This is a genomic window from Streptomyces sp. NPDC005722 (assembly GCF_040630935.1).
Lineage (GTDB): Bacteria > Actinomycetota > Actinomycetes > Streptomycetales > Streptomycetaceae > Actinacidiphila.
Map to the genome: position 1 here is coordinate 1 of NZ_JBEXYN010000081.1, position 17,942 is coordinate 17,942.

19 protein-coding genes are annotated in these 17,942 nt (G+C 72.5%); 6 read left to right on the forward strand and 13 right to left on the reverse strand.

From position 1 onward, the window contains the following. The first annotated feature begins 572 nt into the window (after positions 1-572). Positions 573-1,571: a tryptophan--tRNA ligase gene (gene trpS, locus ABZ479_RS40485; RefSeq protein ID WP_500466257.1), complete on the forward strand. Its 999-nt coding sequence runs from the start codon at positions 573-575 to the stop codon at positions 1,569-1,571. Positions 1,572-1,642: 71 nt separating this feature from the next. On the opposite strand, the gene proC is transcribed toward trpS, so the two are convergent. The 3 genes from proC to ABZ479_RS40500 form a co-directional block, all read right to left on the reverse strand. Beyond that, positions 1,643-2,452 carry a pyrroline-5-carboxylate reductase gene (proC, locus tag ABZ479_RS40490; protein ID WP_500466258.1) on the reverse strand — a complete coding sequence of 270 codons (810 nt, stop codon included), beginning with the start codon at positions 2,450-2,452 and terminating at the stop codon, positions 1,643-1,645. 66 nt (positions 2,453-2,518) lie between these two features. Next, on the reverse strand, positions 2,519-3,256 hold the full coding sequence (locus tag ABZ479_RS40495) for an ABC transporter permease (protein WP_500466259.1): 738 nt from the start codon (positions 3,254-3,256) through the stop codon (positions 2,519-2,521). Then, positions 3,253-4,041, reverse strand: coding sequence for an ABC transporter ATP-binding protein (locus ABZ479_RS40500; protein WP_499610893.1), 789 nt, complete (start codon positions 4,039-4,041; stop codon positions 3,253-3,255). The genes ABZ479_RS40495 and ABZ479_RS40500 overlap by 4 nt, the downstream gene beginning before the upstream one ends. A gap of 200 nt (positions 4,042-4,241) precedes the next feature. On the opposite strand from ABZ479_RS40500, the gene ABZ479_RS40505 reads away from it, so the two are divergent. The 3 genes from ABZ479_RS40505 to ABZ479_RS40515 all read left to right on the forward strand — a co-directional run bounded on the left by ABZ479_RS40505 (position 4,242) and on the right by ABZ479_RS40515 (position 7,062). After that, the gene (locus tag ABZ479_RS40505) at positions 4,242-4,598 is read left to right on the forward strand and encodes a hypothetical protein (protein WP_500466260.1); all 357 of its coding nucleotides are present in this window, start codon (positions 4,242-4,244) and stop codon (positions 4,596-4,598) included. 381 nt (positions 4,599-4,979) lie between these two features. Then, on the forward strand, positions 4,980-6,470 hold the full coding sequence (locus ABZ479_RS40510) for a SulP family inorganic anion transporter (RefSeq protein WP_500466261.1): 1,491 nt from the start codon (positions 4,980-4,982) through the stop codon (positions 6,468-6,470). 154 nt (positions 6,471-6,624) lie between these two features. Then, positions 6,625-7,062: a hypothetical protein gene (locus tag ABZ479_RS40515; RefSeq protein WP_499610888.1), complete on the forward strand. Its 438-nt coding sequence runs from the start codon at positions 6,625-6,627 to the stop codon at positions 7,060-7,062. 80 nt (positions 7,063-7,142) lie between these two features. Here ABZ479_RS40515 and ABZ479_RS40520 read toward each other — a convergent pair whose 3' ends face one another. The 5 genes from ABZ479_RS40520 to ABZ479_RS40540 form a co-directional block, all read right to left on the reverse strand. Continuing rightward, the gene (locus ABZ479_RS40520) at positions 7,143-7,919 is read right to left on the reverse strand and encodes a class I SAM-dependent methyltransferase (RefSeq protein ID WP_500466262.1); all 777 of its coding nucleotides are present in this window, start codon (positions 7,917-7,919) and stop codon (positions 7,143-7,145) included. 52 nt (positions 7,920-7,971) lie between these two features. Continuing rightward, a complete protein-coding gene (locus ABZ479_RS40525) occupies positions 7,972-8,325 on the reverse strand; it encodes an SH3 domain-containing protein (protein WP_500466263.1) in 354 nt (117 codons plus the stop codon). 98 nt (positions 8,326-8,423) lie between these two features. After that, positions 8,424-8,726 (reverse strand): hypothetical protein, encoded by a 303-nt coding sequence (locus tag ABZ479_RS40530; protein WP_499610910.1) that lies wholly within the window; start codon positions 8,724-8,726, stop codon positions 8,424-8,426. 94 nt (positions 8,727-8,820) lie between these two features. Next, on the reverse strand, positions 8,821-9,123 hold the full coding sequence (locus ABZ479_RS40535; RefSeq protein WP_500466270.1) for an SH3 domain-containing protein: 303 nt from the start codon (positions 9,121-9,123) through the stop codon (positions 8,821-8,823). A 202-nt stretch (positions 9,124-9,325) separates the two neighbouring features. After that, the gene (locus tag ABZ479_RS40540; RefSeq protein ID WP_500466264.1) at positions 9,326-9,643 is read right to left on the reverse strand and encodes an SH3 domain-containing protein; all 318 of its coding nucleotides are present in this window, start codon (positions 9,641-9,643) and stop codon (positions 9,326-9,328) included. A 123-nt stretch (positions 9,644-9,766) separates the two neighbouring features. On the opposite strand from ABZ479_RS40540, the gene ABZ479_RS40545 reads away from it, so the two are divergent. Continuing rightward, entirely contained in the window at positions 9,767-11,956 is a 2,190-nt protein-coding gene (locus ABZ479_RS40545) for a protein kinase domain-containing protein (RefSeq protein WP_500466265.1), read from the forward strand. Positions 11,957-12,020: 64 nt separating this feature from the next. Here the strand turns inward: ABZ479_RS40545 and ilvD are convergent, their stop codons facing one another. The 4 genes from ilvD to ABZ479_RS40565 form a co-directional block, all read right to left on the reverse strand. After that, positions 12,021-13,874: a dihydroxy-acid dehydratase gene (ilvD, locus tag ABZ479_RS40550; RefSeq protein ID WP_500466266.1), complete on the reverse strand. Its 1,854-nt coding sequence runs from the start codon at positions 13,872-13,874 to the stop codon at positions 12,021-12,023. Positions 13,875-14,075: 201 nt separating this feature from the next. Then, entirely contained in the window at positions 14,076-14,708 is a 633-nt protein-coding gene (locus ABZ479_RS40555) for a TetR/AcrR family transcriptional regulator (protein ID WP_500466267.1), read from the reverse strand. Beyond that, a complete protein-coding gene (locus ABZ479_RS40560; protein ID WP_500466271.1) occupies positions 14,708-15,511 on the reverse strand; it encodes a sugar phosphate isomerase/epimerase family protein in 804 nt (267 codons plus the stop codon). Before ABZ479_RS40560 ends, ABZ479_RS40555 begins: the two co-directional genes overlap by 1 nt. A 155-nt stretch (positions 15,512-15,666) precedes the next feature. Further along, positions 15,667-16,605: a Ppx/GppA family phosphatase gene (locus ABZ479_RS40565; protein WP_499610873.1), complete on the reverse strand. Its 939-nt coding sequence runs from the start codon at positions 16,603-16,605 to the stop codon at positions 15,667-15,669. A gap of 101 nt (positions 16,606-16,706) precedes the next feature. Between ABZ479_RS40565 and ABZ479_RS40570 the strand changes: the two genes are divergently transcribed. After that, positions 16,707-17,534, forward strand: a complete 828-nt coding sequence (locus ABZ479_RS40570; protein ID WP_500466268.1) for a DUF3109 family protein — start codon at positions 16,707-16,709, stop codon at positions 17,532-17,534. A gap of 21 nt (positions 17,535-17,555) precedes the next feature. Here the strand turns inward: ABZ479_RS40570 and ABZ479_RS40575 are convergent, their stop codons facing one another. Then, positions 17,556-17,816: a hypothetical protein gene (locus ABZ479_RS40575; protein WP_500466269.1), complete on the reverse strand. Its 261-nt coding sequence runs from the start codon at positions 17,814-17,816 to the stop codon at positions 17,556-17,558. Positions 17,817-17,942 lie beyond the last annotated feature (126 nt).

The following is a 17,942-nucleotide window of genomic DNA, read 5'->3' on the forward strand; positions in this document are numbered from 1 at the left end:
TGGCGTTGACTTTTGGCACGCTGTTGAGTTCTCAAGGAACGGAAGCTTCCTTCGAGACCGTCTCACCGGCCCCTCCGGGCTTTCCCTTCGTTGTCTCCAACCTTACCAGATCCGTTTCGCGTTTCCGCTCTTCGTTTCCGGCCCCCTGTTGGAGCGGGGTTTTTCGTTTCGCGCCTTCCGGCGTGTCCACTACGTTAGCGGATTTCCCCGGCGGTTCATAATCGAGCCATTCGGATCGGATTTCGGCATGCCGAAATCGTCCCCGAGGGGAAGTCGTGCGGTAGTGGTTTGCCGCCGGGCGGCTTGAGTGGCCGCCCCTGGAAAGGTGACCCCGTCCGAGGCAGCTAGAGAACACTACACCACGCCCCACGGTGCTTCAAACCTGTGGCCGTCAACAGGTTTGCGGGTTACCTTCGGGGCATGACCGAGCATGCGCACTCGTACCTGTGGTGGGCCGCCTGACGGCGGCCGACCGACCAGCGCATGCACCCAACGGCCGCCGCTTCGGCGGCCGTACGCGTTCCTGCTCCGGCCCGTCGAGCTGCGGCGGTCCCACAGCCGGGAGGAACACGATGACGAGGGTCTTCAGCGGGATCAAGCCGACGGGGCACCTGACCCTGGGCAACTACCTGGGAGCGGTGCGGCAGTGGGCCGCCGTCGACCAGCACCGGGCCGAGTCGCTGTTCTGCGTCGTGGACCTGCACGCGCTCACCGTGGAACACGATCCGGCCCGCGTGCGGAGGCTGAGCCGGCAGGCGGCGACCCTCCTGCTGGCGGCCGGCCTCGACCCGCGGGTCTGCACGCTCTTCGTGCAGAGCCACGTGGACGAGCACACCCGGCTGGCCTACCTCCTCGAGTGCACCGCCACCGACGGGGAGATGCGGCGGATGGTGCAGTACAAGGAGAAGGCGGCCAAGGAGCGGGGGCGCGGCGGCGGTGTGCGGCTGTCCTTGCTGACGTACCCCGTGCTGATGGCGGCCGACATCCTCGCCTACGGGGCGGACGAGGTGCCCGTCGGCGACGACCAGGCGCAGCACGTGGAGCTGACCCGGGATCTGGCGGTGCGCTTCAACCACCGGTACGGGCACGTGTTCACCGTCCCCCGGGCGGTGCTGCCGCAGGTGGCGGCGCGGGTGATGAACCTGCAGGACCCGGGGTCGAAGATGGGGAAGTCGGAGGACACCGGGCCGGGGATCGTCTACCTGCTCGACGAGCCGGAGGTCGTGCGCAGGAAGGTGCTGCGCGCGGTGACGGACAGCGGGCAGGACGTGGTCCACGACCCGCAGGAGCGGCCGGGGGTGGCGAACCTGCTGGAGGTCCTGTCGGCGTGCACCGGCCGGCCGCCGGGGGACCTCGCGGCGGGGTACGACTCGTACGGCGCCCTGAAGAAGGACACCGCCGAGGCCGTGGTGGAGGAGCTGCGGCCGTTGCGGGAGCGGCACGCGGGGCTGGTGGCCGACCCGGGGTACGTGGACGGGGTGCTGCGGGAGGGTGCCGAGCGGGCGCGGGCGCTGGCCCGGCCGACCGTGGACGCGGCCTACCGGGCCGTCGGGCTGCTGCCGCCGGGCTGAGCGTCGGAGCGCACCGGGGGCCGGTGGACTTGGCGGGCGGCGACGGCCGCCCGCCTCCCCCGGGCCGCGCGTCAGCCGTTGCCGGAGGCCAGTTCGCGGCTGCGGTCGCGGGCGGCCTCCAGGGCGGCGATCAGGGCGTGGCGCACGCCGTGCTTCTCCAGTTCCCGGATGGCGTTGATGGTGGTGCCGGCCGGGGAGGTGACGGCCTCGCGGAGCTTGACGGGGTGCTCGCCGCTGTCGCGGAGCATCACGGCCGCGCCGATCGCGGACTGCACGATCAGGTCGTGGGCCTGGGCGCGGGGCAGGCCGAGGAGGATGCCCGCGTCGGTCATGGCCTCGACCAGGAAGTAGAAGTACGCGGGGCCGGAGCCGGAGAGGGCGGTGGCGGCGTCCTGCTGGTACTCGGGGATGCGCAGGGTCTTGCCGACCGGCTGGAAGATCTCCTCGGTGCGCAGCAGGTGCTCCTCGGCGGCGTGGCTGCCGGCGGAGATGACGGACATGCCCTCGTCGACCAGCACCGGGGTGTTGGGCATGACGCGGACGACCGCGATGCCGTCCGCGAGGCGCTCCTCGAAGAAGGAGGTGGGGACGCCGGCCGCGGCGCTGATGACCAGGCGGTCGGCGGCGACGTGCGGGGCGAGTTCCGCCAGGAGGGCGGACATGTCCTGGGGCTTGACGGCGAGGATGAGGGTGTCGGCGGTCTTGGCCGCCTCCTCGTTGGAGACCGATTCGACGCCGTAGCGGGCGTGGAGCTCCTGGGCGCGGACCGGGCGGCGCGCGGTGACCAGCAGGTTCTCCGGCTTCCAGCCGGCGCGGAGCATTCCCGACAGGAGGGCCTCGCCGATCTTGCCGGTGCCGAGCACCGCGACTTTCTGCGTCATGGGCTCATCCTCGCACCGTGGGCGGCCCGGGAGCCGTGCCGTCCACGGTGCGGTCACCCGCGGGGGTCAGGCCGTACGGCGGCGCAGGGTGGCCGCGCCCAGGGCGAGGGCCAGCGCGGCGCTGCCGGCGACGACGGCGAGGTCGCGGACGAAGTCACCGGTGACGCCGGTGTGGGTGAGGACCTCCTGCATGCCGTCGACGGCGTACGACATGGGCAGGACGTGGGAGATGGCCTCCAGCACCGGCTGCATCCGGTCGCGCGGCACGAGCAGTCCGCAGAGCAGGATCTGCGGCAGCAGGACGGCGGGCATGAACTGCACGGCCTGGAACTCGCTGGATGCGAAGGCGCTGACGAACAGCCCGAGGGCGGTGCCAAGGCACGCGTCGGCGAGGGCGACCAGGAGGAGCAGCCAGGCGGAGCCGGTGACCTCGAGGCCGAGGGCGAGGACGGCGAGCCCGGTGGCGAGGGCGGCCTGGACGACGGCGATCGCGCCGAAGGCGAGGGCGTACCCGGCCAGCAGGTCGCCCTTGCCGAGCGGCATGGACAGCAGGCGTTCCAGGGTGCCGGAGGTGCGTTCGCGCAGCGTCGCGATGGAGGTGACCAGGAACATCGTGATGAGCGGGAAGATGCCCAGCAGCGAGGCGCCGACGGTGTCGAAGGTGCGCGGGTTGGCGTCGTAGACCCAGGACAGCAGGGTCAGCAGGACGCAGGGCACGACGACCATCAGGGCGATGGTGCGCGGGTCGTGGCGCAGTTGCAGCAGCACGCGGCGGGCGGTGGCGAGGGTGCGGCGCGTGCTCATCGGGCGGCCTCCTCGGCCTGGTGGGGGAGCTTGCCCGCCGCCTCGTCGACGAGGCGGAGGAAGGCGTCCTCGACGGTGCGTGCGCCGGTGCGTGCGCGCAGCTCGTCGGGGGCGCCCTGGGCGAGGATGCGGCCCTCGCGCATCAGCAGCAGCCGGTGGCAGCGCTCGGCCTCGTCCATGACGTGGCTGGAGACGAGGAGGGTGGCGCCGCGTTCGGCGGCTAGGCGGTGGAAGAGCTCCCACAGGTCGCGGCGCAGGACGGGGTCGAGCCCGACGGTGGGTTCGTCGAGCACGAGCAGTTCGGGGGTGCCGAGCAGCGCCACGGCGAGGGAGACACGGTTCAGCTGTCCGCCCGAGAGGTTGCCGGCGAGGGCGGTGGCGTGGGAGGCCAGGTCGACGTCGGCGATGGCGCGTTCGACGTGGCCGGGGGCGTCGCCGCCGAGGACGGCGGCGAAGTACTCGAGGTTCTGGCGGACGGTCAGGTCGAGGTAGACGGAGGCGGCCTGGGTCACGTAGCCGATGCGCGGGCGCAGCTCGCGGTGGCCGGCGGGCAGGCCGAGGACGTCGAGGGTGCCGGTGACGGCGGCCTGGGTGCCGACGACGGCGCGCATGAGGGTCGACTTGCCGCAGCCGCTGGGGCCGAGCAGGCCGGTGATCTCGCCTCGGGGGACGGTGAACTCCAGGGCGTCCAGGACGGTGCGGCCACCGCGGACGACGGTGAGCCCTCCGGCGTGCACGGCGGGTCCGGGGCCCGGCTCCCCGGGCTCCTCGGCTTTATTCATCATGCGGTGAATAATGCTCCGCGGGGCTCCGGGGCGTCAAGGAGCGGAAGGAGTATCCGTTTGGGTGACGGATCATTTACGCTCCGTTTACTTAAAGAGCTTGCAAAATGGAGTGGCTGTCTGCGCAAAATGAAGGGCGGCTACGCATCGGAACGGGGGCACCTGTGGTATCGGCCAAGGGAGTTGCTCGCGCTGTCGCCGTCATGGCGGCACTGCTGCTCTCCCTGTTCGCGGCGATAGGCTGCGCCGCCGCCGAGCCCGTTCCCGCCTCCGGCCGCGGCACGGGCACGGGCACGACGGTGGCGCGCGCGGAGCCCGAGACCCGTACCTGCCTCGCACGGAGGCACGGGAGCAACGGCATACGCCTGGTGCTGCCCGGGACGGTGAGCGTCCCGGCCCCGGCACCCGCTCCGCGGGGCGGCACCGGAACCGACGAGACGGTTCCGGTGGACGACGCCCAGGTGTCCGCCGCCGTGACGGCGCCGCGGACCGCCCGGCAGGCGGTACCCCTCTCCAGATCCGGAGAACTACCGATCGCCCACGGCGCGTTCCGCTGCTGAGGCACGGCCTGCCGCCTGCTCCTCCCTCCTGACCGCGGTCGTCGCCCGCGGCCCGGGCCCCACCCCGGCCCGAGCCCGCGCCGGCGCCCGCGCGTCCACGTGCACGCACATGCACTCGTACGCGGCGCCCGCGGCCCGGGAGACCGACCCCCCCCCCACATCGCTCGACCACGTACGCCCCCGCCCACGCCGGCGCCGGGGCGCAATGGAGGACACCCGCGTGAAGACCTTCATCCCCCCATGCACCACCCCCTGCTCCGCCCTCCCCCCACCACCGGTCCGGGCCGACCGGCCCGACCGGCCCGTCCGGTCCCTTCGGCCCGGTTCGCCGGTCCTGCCCACGCCGTCCGTCCGCGGCTCCCTCACCCCCGCCCCCGCCCGGTGAGCCGCCTCATCCGCGCCGCGTCGCGACTGCCCCGCCCGGAGTCGCTGCGCGCCGACGTCACCGCATCCCTCGTCGTCTTCCTCGTCGCCCTGCCGCTGTGCGTGGGCGTGGCCGTCGCCTCAGGGGTGCCGGCCGAACTCGGGCTGGTCACCGGCATCGTCGGCGGCATCGTGACCGGGATGCTCCCCGGCAGCAGCCTCCAGGTGTCCGGCCCGGCCGCCGGACTGACCGTCCTGGTCTACGAGGCCGTCCAGGAGTTCGGGCTGCCCTCGCTGGGCGTGCTCGTGCTCTGCGCCGGGGCGCTGCAGCTCGCCATGGGCGTCCTCCGGCTGGGCCGCTGGTTCCGGGCCATCTCCGTCGCCGTCGTCCAGGGCATGCTGGCCGGCATCGGCCTGGTGCTGATCGCCGGGCAGGTCTACGCCCTCACCGACACCGCGGCACCGGCCGGGGGCCTGGCGAAGATCGCCGGATTACCCGGACTGGTCGCGGGCACCCTCGCCTCACCCACGGCGCTCACCGCGCTCGCCGTCGGCGGCGGCACCATCGCGGTGCTCGTCCTGTGGCCCCGCATCCCACGGGCGGCGCGGCTGCTGCCGGGGCCACTGGCCGCGGTCGCGCTGGCCACGGGCGCGGCGATGCTGTTCGACCTGCCGGTCGAGCGCGTCCAGGTGGCGGGGCTGCTCGACGTCGTCCAGCCGCCGGGCGCCGGGGAGTTCGCGGGGCTGGCCGGCCTGTCCATGATCGGCACCGTGCTGGCCTTCACCCTGATCGCCTCCGCCGAGAGCCTGTTCAGCGCCGCCGCGGTGGACCGGCTCCACGACGGGCCGCGCACGGAGTACGACAAGGAACTCATCGCACAGGGCGCGGGCAACGCGGTCTGCGGGGCGCTCGGGGCCCTGCCGATGACCGCGGTCATCGTGCGCAGCGCCGCCAACGTGCAGGCCGGCGCCCGTACGAAGGCCGCGCGCGTGCTGCACGGCGTGTGGCTGCTGCTGTTCGCCGCGCTGCTCCCCGGCGCGCTCGGGGTGATCCCGGTGGCCACGCTGGCGGGTGTGCTGGTGCACGCCGGCTCGAAGCTCGTGCCGGTGAAGGAGATCGTGCCGCTGTGGCGCGAGCACCGGGGCGAGGCCGTGGTCCTGATCGTCACCGCGACGGGCATCGTGGCCACCAACATGTTCGAGGGAGTGCTCATCGGACTCCTGACGGCGGTGGTCAAGGCGGCCTGGGAGACCTCGCAGACCCATGTGGAGATCCACGACAAGGGCGAGGGGCCGATCGTCGTCCGCGTCCTGGGCAACGCGACCTTCCTGCGGCTGCCCAGGCTGCTGGAGCAGTTGGAGGCGCTGCCCCGTGACCGCCCGATGGAGCTGGACCTGCGCCGGCTGCGGCACCTCGACCACGCCTGCGGCATGGCCCTGCTCGGCTGGGCCGAGCGGCACAACGAGGAGGGGGTGACGCCGGTCCGGGTCCAGGGCGCACCGGTGTAGCGCGGCGGCCCCGTCCCGCCCGGAACCGGGCGGGACGGGGCGGCCCGCCCCTGACCCACGGTTCCGGGCCGTCTCAGGGTCATCCCCTATGGCTTCCGGGGCCAAGCGGAGTGACCGTGGCCATATGAGGCGTTCTACCGATGTATCCCGGGACGTGACCGGAGCCGAGAAGCGGCAGCTCGCGGTGGCCTCGGCCACCCTCGGCCCCTGGCGTCCGGCGGCGGCCGTCGGCGCGATCGGCGGCGGGGTCTCCCTCGCCGCCTCCGCCCTGAGCGGCGACTTCGGTCTCGGCGTCGTCGCCGGCGCCGTGTCCGTCGCGTTGATGCTCTTCTTCCTCGTCGGCGGCGCCGGCGCGGTGACCGGCCGCGGCCCGCGCGCCGACCGCCGCATACGCCGCTGGGCGGCCGCCCACCCCTGGCGCGTCGCGCTGGTGCCGGCGGGGATGCTGCTCGTCACCGACGTCGTGGTGCGCCAGGTCCTCACCTCGGAGGGCTTCTTCGGGAGCCTCTGGGACGGCCTGTGGCGAGGGGCCCTCGTCGCCGGTGTGGTCGGGGTCGTCGGTTCGGTGGCGGGGAAGCGGCGGGCGGGGTAGGAGTCCGGTCCCCGCCCTTCGTGCCCTCGTGCCCGCATGCCTTCGTACGGCGGGCCCTCGTCTCGCGGGCCTTCGTTCTGTCAGGCCTTGACCGCGACCGTGAGGTCGACCTTGTAGGGCTCGACCACCTGGCCGTCCGGGAAGAACTCCAGCAGCGTGCGCCGCTCGTCGTCGAGGATGCGGCGGGCGGCCTCCGGGGCGAGCACGGCGAAGTAGGAACGGCTGCCGAGCATCGCGAGGTGCGTGTCCAGCGGGACGGTGCGCGTCCAGTGGAGGACGCGGGTCTCGGTGCGCATGCCCAGGCGGGTGCCGAGCGAGCGGAGGATGTCCTCGGCCGTGCCCGTCAGGCCGTTCTCGTGGTAGCGCGGAACCGCCCGGGACAGCCGCTCCTCCTGCTCGCGCACCCAGGCGACCCCGGTGTCCGGGACGTTCCACCACAGCGCGAGCGCACCGCCCGGGCGCAGCACCCGTGCCGCCTCGGGCGCTGACTTGACCGGGTCCGTCCAGTGCCAGGCCTGGGCGTACGTGACGAAGTCCGCCACCCCGGAGGCGAACGGCAGCGCGTCCCCGTCCCCGCGCACGAGCGGCACGCCCGGCTGCCCCGCCCGCAGTTGCGCGGCCATCCCCGCCCCGGGCTCCACGGCCGTCACGTGCGCCCCGCGCGCCCGTATCAACGCCGTGGCGATGCCCGTACCGGCCCCGACGTCCAGGACCGTCGCCCCTGCGAAGGGCCGTCCGCCGATCTCCTCGACGGCGTCGAACAGCTCTCCGGGGTAACCGGGGCGGGCCGCGGCGTACTGCGCGGCGACGGTGTTGAACGAGTGGGCGAGCACGCGGTGGGCCGGCTGTGTGGTCATGGGGGTTGTCCTTCCCCGTGGGACGCGGGCGCGACCCACCGCGAGGGCTCGGTCAGCCGCACTCCCCGGCGACGTAGCCGTCGCTGCCGGTGTGCACGTAGGTGTCGGAGACGTACTGGCCGGGGCCGATCCGGTCCCAGATGTTCGAGGTGCCGTAGTAGCCGCTGACCGTCTCGCCCCGGGTCTGGCAGAAGACCGGCACCTTCTGGTCGTACGGCAGGATCTTGACGATCTGGTAGTTCGTGCCCGGACCGGTACGCACGTTGAGCCGTACGTCGGGTGCGACCGGGTAGTAGACGAGGTTCGGGGCCGCCACGGCTTCGGCGGCACCCCCCAGCACGAGGAGGACCGCCCCCGCCATCGCCGCCGCACCGGACACCAGTGCGGCGCGCCTGTTCTTGCTCATCATGTTCCTCCGGGAGGACGGACGTTTGCGGGCGCGCCGTCGTGCTCCCCGGCAGGCGAGGAGCCCGGTGGGGCGAACGAGCACGAAGTACCGCTGTTTCAGCTGCAGCGGGAGGCGATGTAGCCGTCGCTGCCGGTCTGCACGTAGGCGTCCGAGACGAACTGGCCTTCGCCGATGCAGTCCCAGATGTTCGACGTGCCGTAGTAGCCGCTGACGGTCGTTCCCGGCGTCTGGCAGAAGACCGGCACCTTGACGTCGTAAGGGAGCACCTTGACGAGATGGAAATTGGTGCCGGGGCCAGAGCGGACGTTGAGGCGCACGTCCGGCGCGACAGCATAGAAAATTTGGCCGGCGGCCGCGTCACCCGCACCGCCGAGCACCAGGAAGACGGCCCCCGCCATCGTGGCCGCGCCGGTCGCGAGTGCAGCGCGTCTGCTCTTGCTCATCGAGTTCCTCCCGCAGGTCCGAGGCATGGGTGGGACGAGACCCGCCGCATCAACTGCAGCGCGACGCGACGTACCCGTCGCTCCCGGTGTGCACATAGGTGTCGGAGACGTACTGGTTGGTGCCGATGCAGTCCCAGATGTTCGAGGTGCCGTAGTAGCCGCTCTCCGTCGTACCGGGTGTCTGGCAGAAGATCGGCACCTTCGCGTCATAGGGAAGGACCTTGACGATGTGGTAGCTGCTCCCCGGTCCCGAGCGGACGTTGAGGCGTACGTCCGGAGCGACCGAGTAGTAGATCAGATCGCCCGCGGCCGAAGTCGAGGCCGCCGCGGCATCCCCGGCGCCACCGAGCACCGGCAAGGCCGCTCCGGTCAGCACGGCGACGCCGGAGGCGAGTACCGCGCGCCTGCTCTTGTTGTTGCTGTTGCTGTTGCTCAACACGTTCCTCCTGGAGGACGGACCCTGCGTACACGCACCACCGGGCTCCGCGGCAAGCGAGGAGCCCGGTGATGCGGTGGAGCACGACGTGTGGCGAGTGCGACTGCCTTTCAGGCGCCTAGCAGCGACCGGTGACATATCCGTCACTGCCGGTGCGCACATAGGCGTCAGCGACGTATTGGTTCGGGCCGATCCGGTCCCAGATGCTCGACGTGCCGTAGTAGCCGTTGACCTTCGTACCCGGCGACTGGCAGAAGACCGGCACCTTGGCGTCGTACGGCAGGGTGGTGACGATCGGGTAGGCCGTACCCGGCCCGCTGCGCACGTTGAGGCGCACGCCCGGCGCGACCGAGTAGTAGATCAGAGGCGGGCCGACCGCTGCGGTGGCGCTCGCAGTCGTCATGTCCGAAGTCTCGTCAAGTTCCTTCTCGGCCATCGGCCCTCCCCCGTGAAGATTCACGCTGTGTCAGGTGCAGGCTAGCAATCCGACCCGTCGCCGTTACGAGGATCCACTAGGCTCACCGAGTTACGGCTGCTGACGAACACACGGGGGTGGGTCATGCCGCCAGTGCGGAGACCCGGGACCGACCCGGAAGCGGAACATCCGGAATACGCGGGGCAGTACCGGCTCGAGGGCCGGCTCGGCTCCGGGGGCATGGGTGTGGTGCACCTGTCGCGTTCCACCTCCGGCATGCGCCTGGCCGTCAAGGTCGTGCACGAGGAGTTCGCGAAGGACCCCGAGTTCAGGGCACGTTTCCGCCAGGAGGTCGCCGCCGCCAGACGCGTGAGCGGAGCCTTCACGGCACCCGTGGTCGACGCCGATCCGGACGCGGAACGGCCCTGGATGGCCACGCTCTACATACCCGGGCCGACCCTGGCCGAGTTCGTGAAGCGGAACGGACCGGTGGCTCCGGCCCAGGTCCGGTACCTGATGGCGGGCCTCGCCGAGGCGTTGCGAGATATTCACCGAGCGGGCGTCGTCCACCGGGACCTCAAACCCAGCAACGTGCTGCTCGCCGCCGATGGCCCGAAAGTGATCGACTTCGGGATCTCCCGGCCGTCCGACAGTGACCTGAGGACCGAGACGGGCAAACTCATCGGCACCCCGCCGTTCATGGCACCGGAGCAGTTCAAACGACCCAGGGAAGTGGGGCCCGCCGCTGACGTCTTCGCGATGGGCAGTGTGCTGGTGCACGCGGCGACCGGGCGCAGTCCCTTCGACTCGGACAGTCCCTACATCGTCGCCTACCAGGTCGTCCACGACGAGCCGCAACTCGATGGCATCCCGGCCGACCTCCAACCCTTCATCGAACGCTGCCTCGCCAAGGATCCGGACGACCGGCCGACTCCCGACGCGTTGATGGACGCTCTGAGATCGGTGTCCGCCTCGTACGACACCCAGGCCTTCGCCGCCATCGACACCGAGATCCCGCTCGTCGAAGGCCTCATTCCGCAACCGCGGCAGCCCCAGGACGAGTCACGAGCCGGCGCTGCTCCGGAACCTCGGTCGGACGCTCGCGCCACGCCCCGAGCGCGCTGGAGGAATCGCCGGCTGGTCGCGGCGGTTTCCACAGCATGCGCAGCCCTCGCAACGGCGACGGTCCTCGCCGTCGCCCATCTGGGCGGCGCACATCCCGCGACCGAACCGGTCGGATCGGGAGACACGCCTGATCCGGCGACGTTCCGTCCATGGGTGACGGAACTGCGCACGGACGCCGATGCGCCGCAGCCCGGGCCGGCGTCCTGCGTCCACGCCGACCACGCCCTGTTCTGTACGCAAGCGGGGATCACGGCTGCAAAGGTGGACGCCGACGGCGGCCTTCTCCAGTGGTCGGGTCGCGTCGAGCGGACCGCCGGGCGATACCCCCTCGCGCCCGTTCTCGCTGGCGGCGTTCTGCGGACAGTGAGCACCGACTTGTCGCGCATGGACGGGCTCAGGCCGAGCGACGGGCGACCGCAATGGACGCTCGATCTGTCCGCTTACGCGCACGGCTTTTACGAGGCAGGGTCGACGGTCCTCCTGGTCGGCGCCGGAGGGAACGTCACCGCGATCGACGGAACGAGCGGAAGGCAGCGCTGGCGAAAGCAGCTGCCGGGCCACTCCGGCCCCTCTTTCGCCGAGTACGGGGGAACCGGCCCGGCTTTCGCGTTCGAAGTCACCGGCGACGCCCGGCACACCCAGGTGAGCGCGGTGGATCTGGAAGACGGAACGGTCCGGTACCAGGACCGCTTGGACGGCGAGTTGCTGCCCGTCGCCGCATCCGGTTCGACGGTCGTCCTCGCCTCCCTGGACGATTTCCGGCGCACGAGGGCCCTTGTGCTGTTCGACACCGCCGACCGGTCCACGCGACGCGTCCCGCTCGTGGTCCCCCTCGTCGGCATGCAGGCGGTCCTGCACGACGGGACGGTCTACCTGCTGGAGTACGGAGGGGCACTGCTGGCTGTGGACACCCGCCAGACCGCACGTGCCGAGAAGGCGCAGCGGTGGCGCGTCGAGACCTCGGTCACCAACGGCTCCCGGCCCGTCATCGACGGAGACCGGCTCTACTTCAGCTCGGTGGACGGTCGGTTGCTGGCGTTCGACACCGGCGATGGGACCCTCCTGGGCCAGACCGAGCCGCGGCCCGGACCGGGATCCGGCCCGCCGGGGGCCCCGCCCGCCCCCGTCGTCGCCGACGGGAAGGTGTTCGCGACGGCGCCCGACGGCAGTGTGTTCGCCGTGGACGCGAAGGACCCCTCCCGCTGGTGATCGTGGCGATCGGCGGAAGGGGTCCCTGGGGACGACGACGGGGCCCCGTGTCCGGGGGCCGGGGTCAGCCCTCGAGCTTGGAGACGTCGCGGACGGCGCCCTTGTCCGCGCTGGTGGCCATCGCGGCGTAGGCCTTGAGGGCCAGGGAGACCTTGCGGTCGCGGGCCTTGGGGGCGTACGCGCCGCCGAGCGCGGTGCGGCGGGCGGTCAGTTCCGCCTCGGGGACGAGGAGTTCGATGCTGCGGCCCGGGATGTCGATGCGGATCCGGTCCCCGTCCTCGACCAGCGCGATCGTGCCGCCGGAGGCCGCCTCGGGGGAGGCGTGGCCGATGGAGAGCCCCGAAGTGCCGCCGGAGAAGCGGCCGTCGGTGATCAGGGCGCAGCTCTTGCCGAGGCCGCGGCCCTTGAGGAAGGACGTCGGGTAGAGCATCTCCTGCATGCCGGGGCCGCCCTTGGGGCCCTCGTAGCGGATGACGACGACGTCGCCCTCCGTGATCTCCTTGCGGAGGATCTTGTCGACGGCCTCCTCCTGGGACTCGCAGACCACGGCCGGCCCCTCGAAGGTCCAGATGGACTCGTCGACGCCGGCGGTCTTCACCACGCAGCCGTCGACGGCGAGGTTGCCGTGGAGCACGGCCAGGCCGCCGTCCTTGGAGTAGGCGTGCTCGACGGAGCGGATGCAGCCCCCGGCGGCGTCGGTGTCGAGGGCCTCCCAGCGCTCGGACTGGGAGAAGGCCTCGGCGGAGCGGACGCAGCCGGGGGCTGCGTGCCACAGCTCCTCGGCCTCGGCGGACGGGGAGCCGCCGCGCACGTCCCAGGTCTTGAGCCAGTCGGCCAGCGACGGGGAGTGGACGGCGTGGACGTCCTCGTTGAGCAGGCCGCCGCGGTGGAGCTCGCCCAGCAGGGCGGGGATGCCGCCGGCGCGGTGCACGTCCTCCATGTAGTACGTGCGGTCCTTCGCGACGTTGGGCGCCACCTTGGCCAGGCAGGGCACGCGGCGCGAGACGGCGTCGATGTCGGTGAGGCCGAAGGGGACGCCGGCCTCCTGGGCCGCGGCGAGCAGGTGGAGGATCGTGTTGGTCGAGCCGCCCATGGCGATGTCCAGGGCCATGGCGTTCTCGAAGGCCGCGAAGGTGGCGACGGAGCGCGGCAGGACGGACTCGTCGTCCTGCTCGTAGTAGCGGCGGGTGAGGTCGACGACGGTGCGGCCGGCGTCCTCGTACAGCGCCTTGCGGGCGGTGTGGGTGGCCAGGACCGAGCCGTTGCCGGGCAGCGACAGGCCCATCGCCTCGGTGAGGCAGTTCATCGAGTTGGCGGTGAACATGCCGGAACACGAGCCGCAGGTGGGGCAGGCGTTCTCCTCGATGCGGAGGATGTCCTCGTCGGAGATCTTGTCGTTGACGGCGTCGGCGATCGCGTCGATCAGGTCGAGGGTGCGGACCGTGCCGTCGACGAGGGTCGCGCGGCCGGCCTCCATGGGGCCGCCGGAGACGAAGACGGTGGGGATGTTGAGGCGCAGGGCGGCCATCAGCATGCCCGGGGTGATCTTGTCGCAGTTGGAGATGCAGATCAGTGCGTCGGCGCAGTGCGCCTCGACCATGTACTCGACGGAGTCGGCGATCAGGTCGCGGGAGGGCAGCGAGTAGAGCATGCCGCCGTGGCCCATGGCGATGCCGTCGTCGACGGCGATCGTGTTGAACTCGCGCGGCACGGCGCCCGCAGCCTTGATCGCCTCGCTGACGATGCGGCCGACGGGCTGCAGGTGGGTGTGCCCGGGCACGAACTCCGTGAAGCTGTTGGCCACCGCGACGATCGGCTTGCCGATGTCCTCGCTCGCTACGCCCGAGGCCCGCATGAGGGCACGGGCGCCCGCCATGTTGCGGCCGTGGGTGACTGTGCGGGACCTCAGCTCGGGCACGGGGACCACTCCCTACGTTTCCATCCTTGGAGCCTTCGAGCGTACGCCCCCGGCCGTGGCACCCGGCGGGGTGTCCGTATTGCGGACGGCGAGTCCACGCTCTGGATGGCGTCCGGTACCGGCCGCCGCGGGTCGGCCGCGGGGCCGGCGACGCACCGGAACCGCTCCCTCCCATTGTGGCCCTCGGGCCGCGGTGCGGGCTCAGCCCGTGACGGGTCCCGGATCGGTCAGGTAGCGCTGGAGCGTCGGCGCCACGAGGGCGACGACCTCCTCCATGTCCGCCGACGCCAGCGGCTCGATCCTGATGACGTAGCGCATCATCGCGAGCCCGATCATCTGGGCGCCCGCGAGTTCCGCGCGCAGCCTCGGGTCGGGGACCTCCAGCTCCGACGCGACGCGTTCCAGCAGCCGCCGCAGGACGATGCCGCGCAGCACGCCGGCCGCCGTGTCGTTGGTCACGGCGGAGCGGAGGATCGCCAGCATGGGGGCCCGGGAGACCGGGTTCTCCCAGATGGTGACGAAGAAGCGGGCCAGCCGCTCGCCGACGCCCTCGGGGCCGGCCGCGAGGACGTCGGGGACGCCGAAGGCGGGCTCGAAGCTCAACTCGATGGAGGCCGCGAAGACCTGCTCCTTCGCCCCGAAGTAGTGGTGGACCAGCGCCGAGTCCACGCCCGCGGACTTGGCGATGGAGCGGATCGAGGTCCGGTCGTAGCCGTGGGCGGAGAACTCCTGGCGGGCGGCGGCGAGGATCCGGTCGCGGGTCTCGGGGGTGCCCGAGCGGCTTCCCGCGGGCCGGCCGCGGCCGCGCCTGCCGGCGTCGCCGTCCGGGACCATCAGCGCACCCGGGCGGCCGCGGCCAGGTGCAGCCGGGTGAACGCCAGTGCCTCGGCGAGGTCCGCCTCGCGCTCGGCGGCCGACATCGCGCGCCGGGTGTTGACCTCGATCACGACGTGGCCGTCGAAGCCGCGCGCCGCCAGGCCCTCCAGCACCTGCGCGCAGGGCTGCTTGCCGCGTCCGGGCACCAGGTGCTCGTCCTTGCCGGAGCCGCTGCCGTCGGCCAGGTGGACGTGGCCGAGCCGGTCGCCCATGCGGTCGAGCATCTCCAGCGTCTCCGTCCTGGCCGTGGCGGTGTGCGACAGGTCGATGGTGAAGTGCCGGTAGTCGTCCTTGGTCGGGTCCCAGTCGGGGGCGTAGGCGAGCATCTCCCGGTCGCGGTAGCGCCACGGGTACATGTTCTCGACGGCGAACCGCACGTCGGTCTCGTCCGCCATCCGCCAGATGCCGCTGACGAACTCCCGCGCGTAGCTGCGCTGCCAGCGGAACGGCGGGTGGACGACCACGGTCGAGGCGCCCAGCTTCTCCGCCGCCGTCCGGGCCCGCTGCAGCTTCACCCACGGGTCGGTCGACCAGACCCGCTGGGTGATCAGCAGGCAGGGGGCGTGCACGGCCAGGACCGGGACGGCGTGGTAGTCCGACAGCCGGCGCAGCGCCTCGATGTCCTGGCTGACCGGGTCGGTCCACACCATCACCTCGACGCCGTCGTAGCCCAGCCGGGCCGCGATCTCGAAGGCCGTCGCCGTGGACTCGGGGTAGACCGAGGCCGTGGACAGCGCGACCTTCGCGTCCGGTACGCGCACGGTGTGTCCGTTCGGGTCCTCAGGGTCAGGGGCTGCCACGGGGAACAGCGTACGGCGGCCGGTCGGCCGAGCGGCACATCGCACCCGGCCGACGTGACGCGATCGACACGCGCGGGGCGCGGGGGCCGCGGGGCGGCCGCACCGCGTGCGCCGTCTCAGCCCCGGTCGCTCGTCATCAGGTCGAGGCGGCGCAGGATGACGCCCTCGCGCAGCGCCCACGGGCAGACCTCCAGCTCCGTGACCCCGTACAGGTCCATCGCCGCGTCCGCGACGAGCGCCCCGGCCAGCAACTGCCGGGCCCGGCCCTCCGACACGCCCGGGAGTTCCCGGCGGGCGCCCTCGGTCATGGCGGCCAGCCGCGGCACCCACTCCGCCAGCGCCTTGCGGCTGAGGGTGCGCTGTACGTACAGGCCCTCGGCGGAGCGCGCCGCGCCGGCGATCCTGGCCAGCTGCTTGAAGGTCTTGGAGGTGCCCACCACGTGGTCGGGCGCGCCGAGCCGGCTGAACTCCGCGACGGTGCGGGCGATCTCGGCGCGCACGTGCTTGCGCAGGCCACGCACGTCGTCGGCGGCGGGCGGGTCGCCGGGCAGCCAGCCGCTGGTGAGCCGGCCCGCGCCGAGCGGCAGGGAGACGGCGGCGTCCGGGTCCTCGTCCATGCCGTACGCGATCTCCAGGGAGCCGCCGCCGATGTCCAGCATGAGCAGCCGGCCGGAGGACCAGCCGAACCAGCGGCGGGCGGCGAGGAAGGTGAGCCGTGCCTCGTCCTCCCCGGACAGCACGGTCAGGTTGACCCCGGTCTCGGCGGCGACCCGGGCGAGCACCTGCTCGCCGTTGGCGGCCTCGCGCACCGCGCTGGTGGCGAACGGCAGGACGTCCTCGACGCCCTTGTCCTCGGCGACGACCAGGGCCTCGGCGACCTGGGCGACCAGCCGCCGCACGCCGTCCTCGCGGATCGCGCCGTCCTCGTCCAGCAGCTCCGCCAGCCGCAGCTCCGCCTTGTGGGAGTACGCCGGGAGCGGACGCGCGCCGGGGTGCGCGTCCATGACCAGAAGGTGGACGGTATTCGAACCCACGTCGAGGACACCGAGTCTCATGCCCGGCACGCTACTGCGCCGGACCCGGACCGGGGACATGCGGGGTATGGGCACGTGCGCGGGTGACCACTCGAGAAGCTTCACATGCTTACCCTGACATCGTGGCGAAGGTGAAAAAGGCGACGAAGCGGCAGCATCACCCGGACGTGTCGGACGAGGTCGGGCTCGATTTCCCGCGCGCGTGGGTCGAGTTCCCCGATCCGGCGGACGAGGAACAGGTCTTCCGGTGCGACCTGACGTGGCTCACCTCACGGTGGAACTGCGTCTTCGGCCGGGGCTGCGAGGGCATCCAGGCGGGCCGGGCGAGCGACGGCTGCTGCACCCTCGGCGCGCACTTCTCGGACGACGACGACGAGAAGCGCGTCGCACGGCACGTGGAGCGGCTCACCCCGGAACTGTGGCAGTTCCACGGGGTCGGTGAGGAGGACGGCTGGGCCGAGGTCAACGAGGACGGCGACCGGCAGACCCGGCGGCACCAGGGCGCCTGCATCTTCCTCAACCGCCCGGGCTTCCCGGCGGGCGCCGGCTGCGCGCTGCACACGCTCGCGCTCAAGGAGGGCCGCGAGCCGCTGGAGACCAAGCCGGACGTGTGCTGGCAGCTGCCGATCCGGCGGACGTACGACTGGGTGGACCGCCCCGACGACACCCGGGTGCTGATGATCTCGATCGGCGAGTACGACCGGCGCGGCTGGGGCCCCGGCGGCCACGACCTGCACTGGTGGTGCACCGGCGCGCGCTCCGCGCACGGCGCGGGCGACCCGGTGTACGTCTCGTACCGGGCGGAGCTCACGGAGCTGATGGGGCGGCCGGCCTACGAACGGCTCGTCGAGCTGTGCGAGCAGCGGCTCGCCTCGCTGCTGCCGATGGCGCCGCACCCCGCGGACCCGGCGACGCCGGACAAGCGCGGCCGGGGCGAGGACGCCGGGTAGGCCGTGCCGTCACCCGGCCGCCTACTCGCCGGCGTGGCCCTGGCCCTGGCCCTCGTCCGCAGCGGAGGACGGGGAACCAGAGGGGCTCTGGCTCGGCGGGTGCGGGTCGCTCGGTGACGGGCCGGGGTCGGACGGGCTCGGCGAGGGGTCCGGGGAGGGCGACGACTGCGGCCTCCCCCGCCCCTCGATCGTGACGACGGCACCCGACGGGTCGAACCAGATGCGTGCCGCCCAGGGCCCCTCGGGCTCGCGCGAGCGGTCCACGGAGACCGTCAGCGTCATGCTCTCGCCGGGGCGGAGCCTGCCGTGGGGGGGGGGGGGGGGGCGGGGGGGGGGGGGGGGCGCGGGCCCCCCCCCCCCCGCCGCGCGGCACCCCGCGCGGCGTTGGGGCTGTCTGTGTGCGGTGCG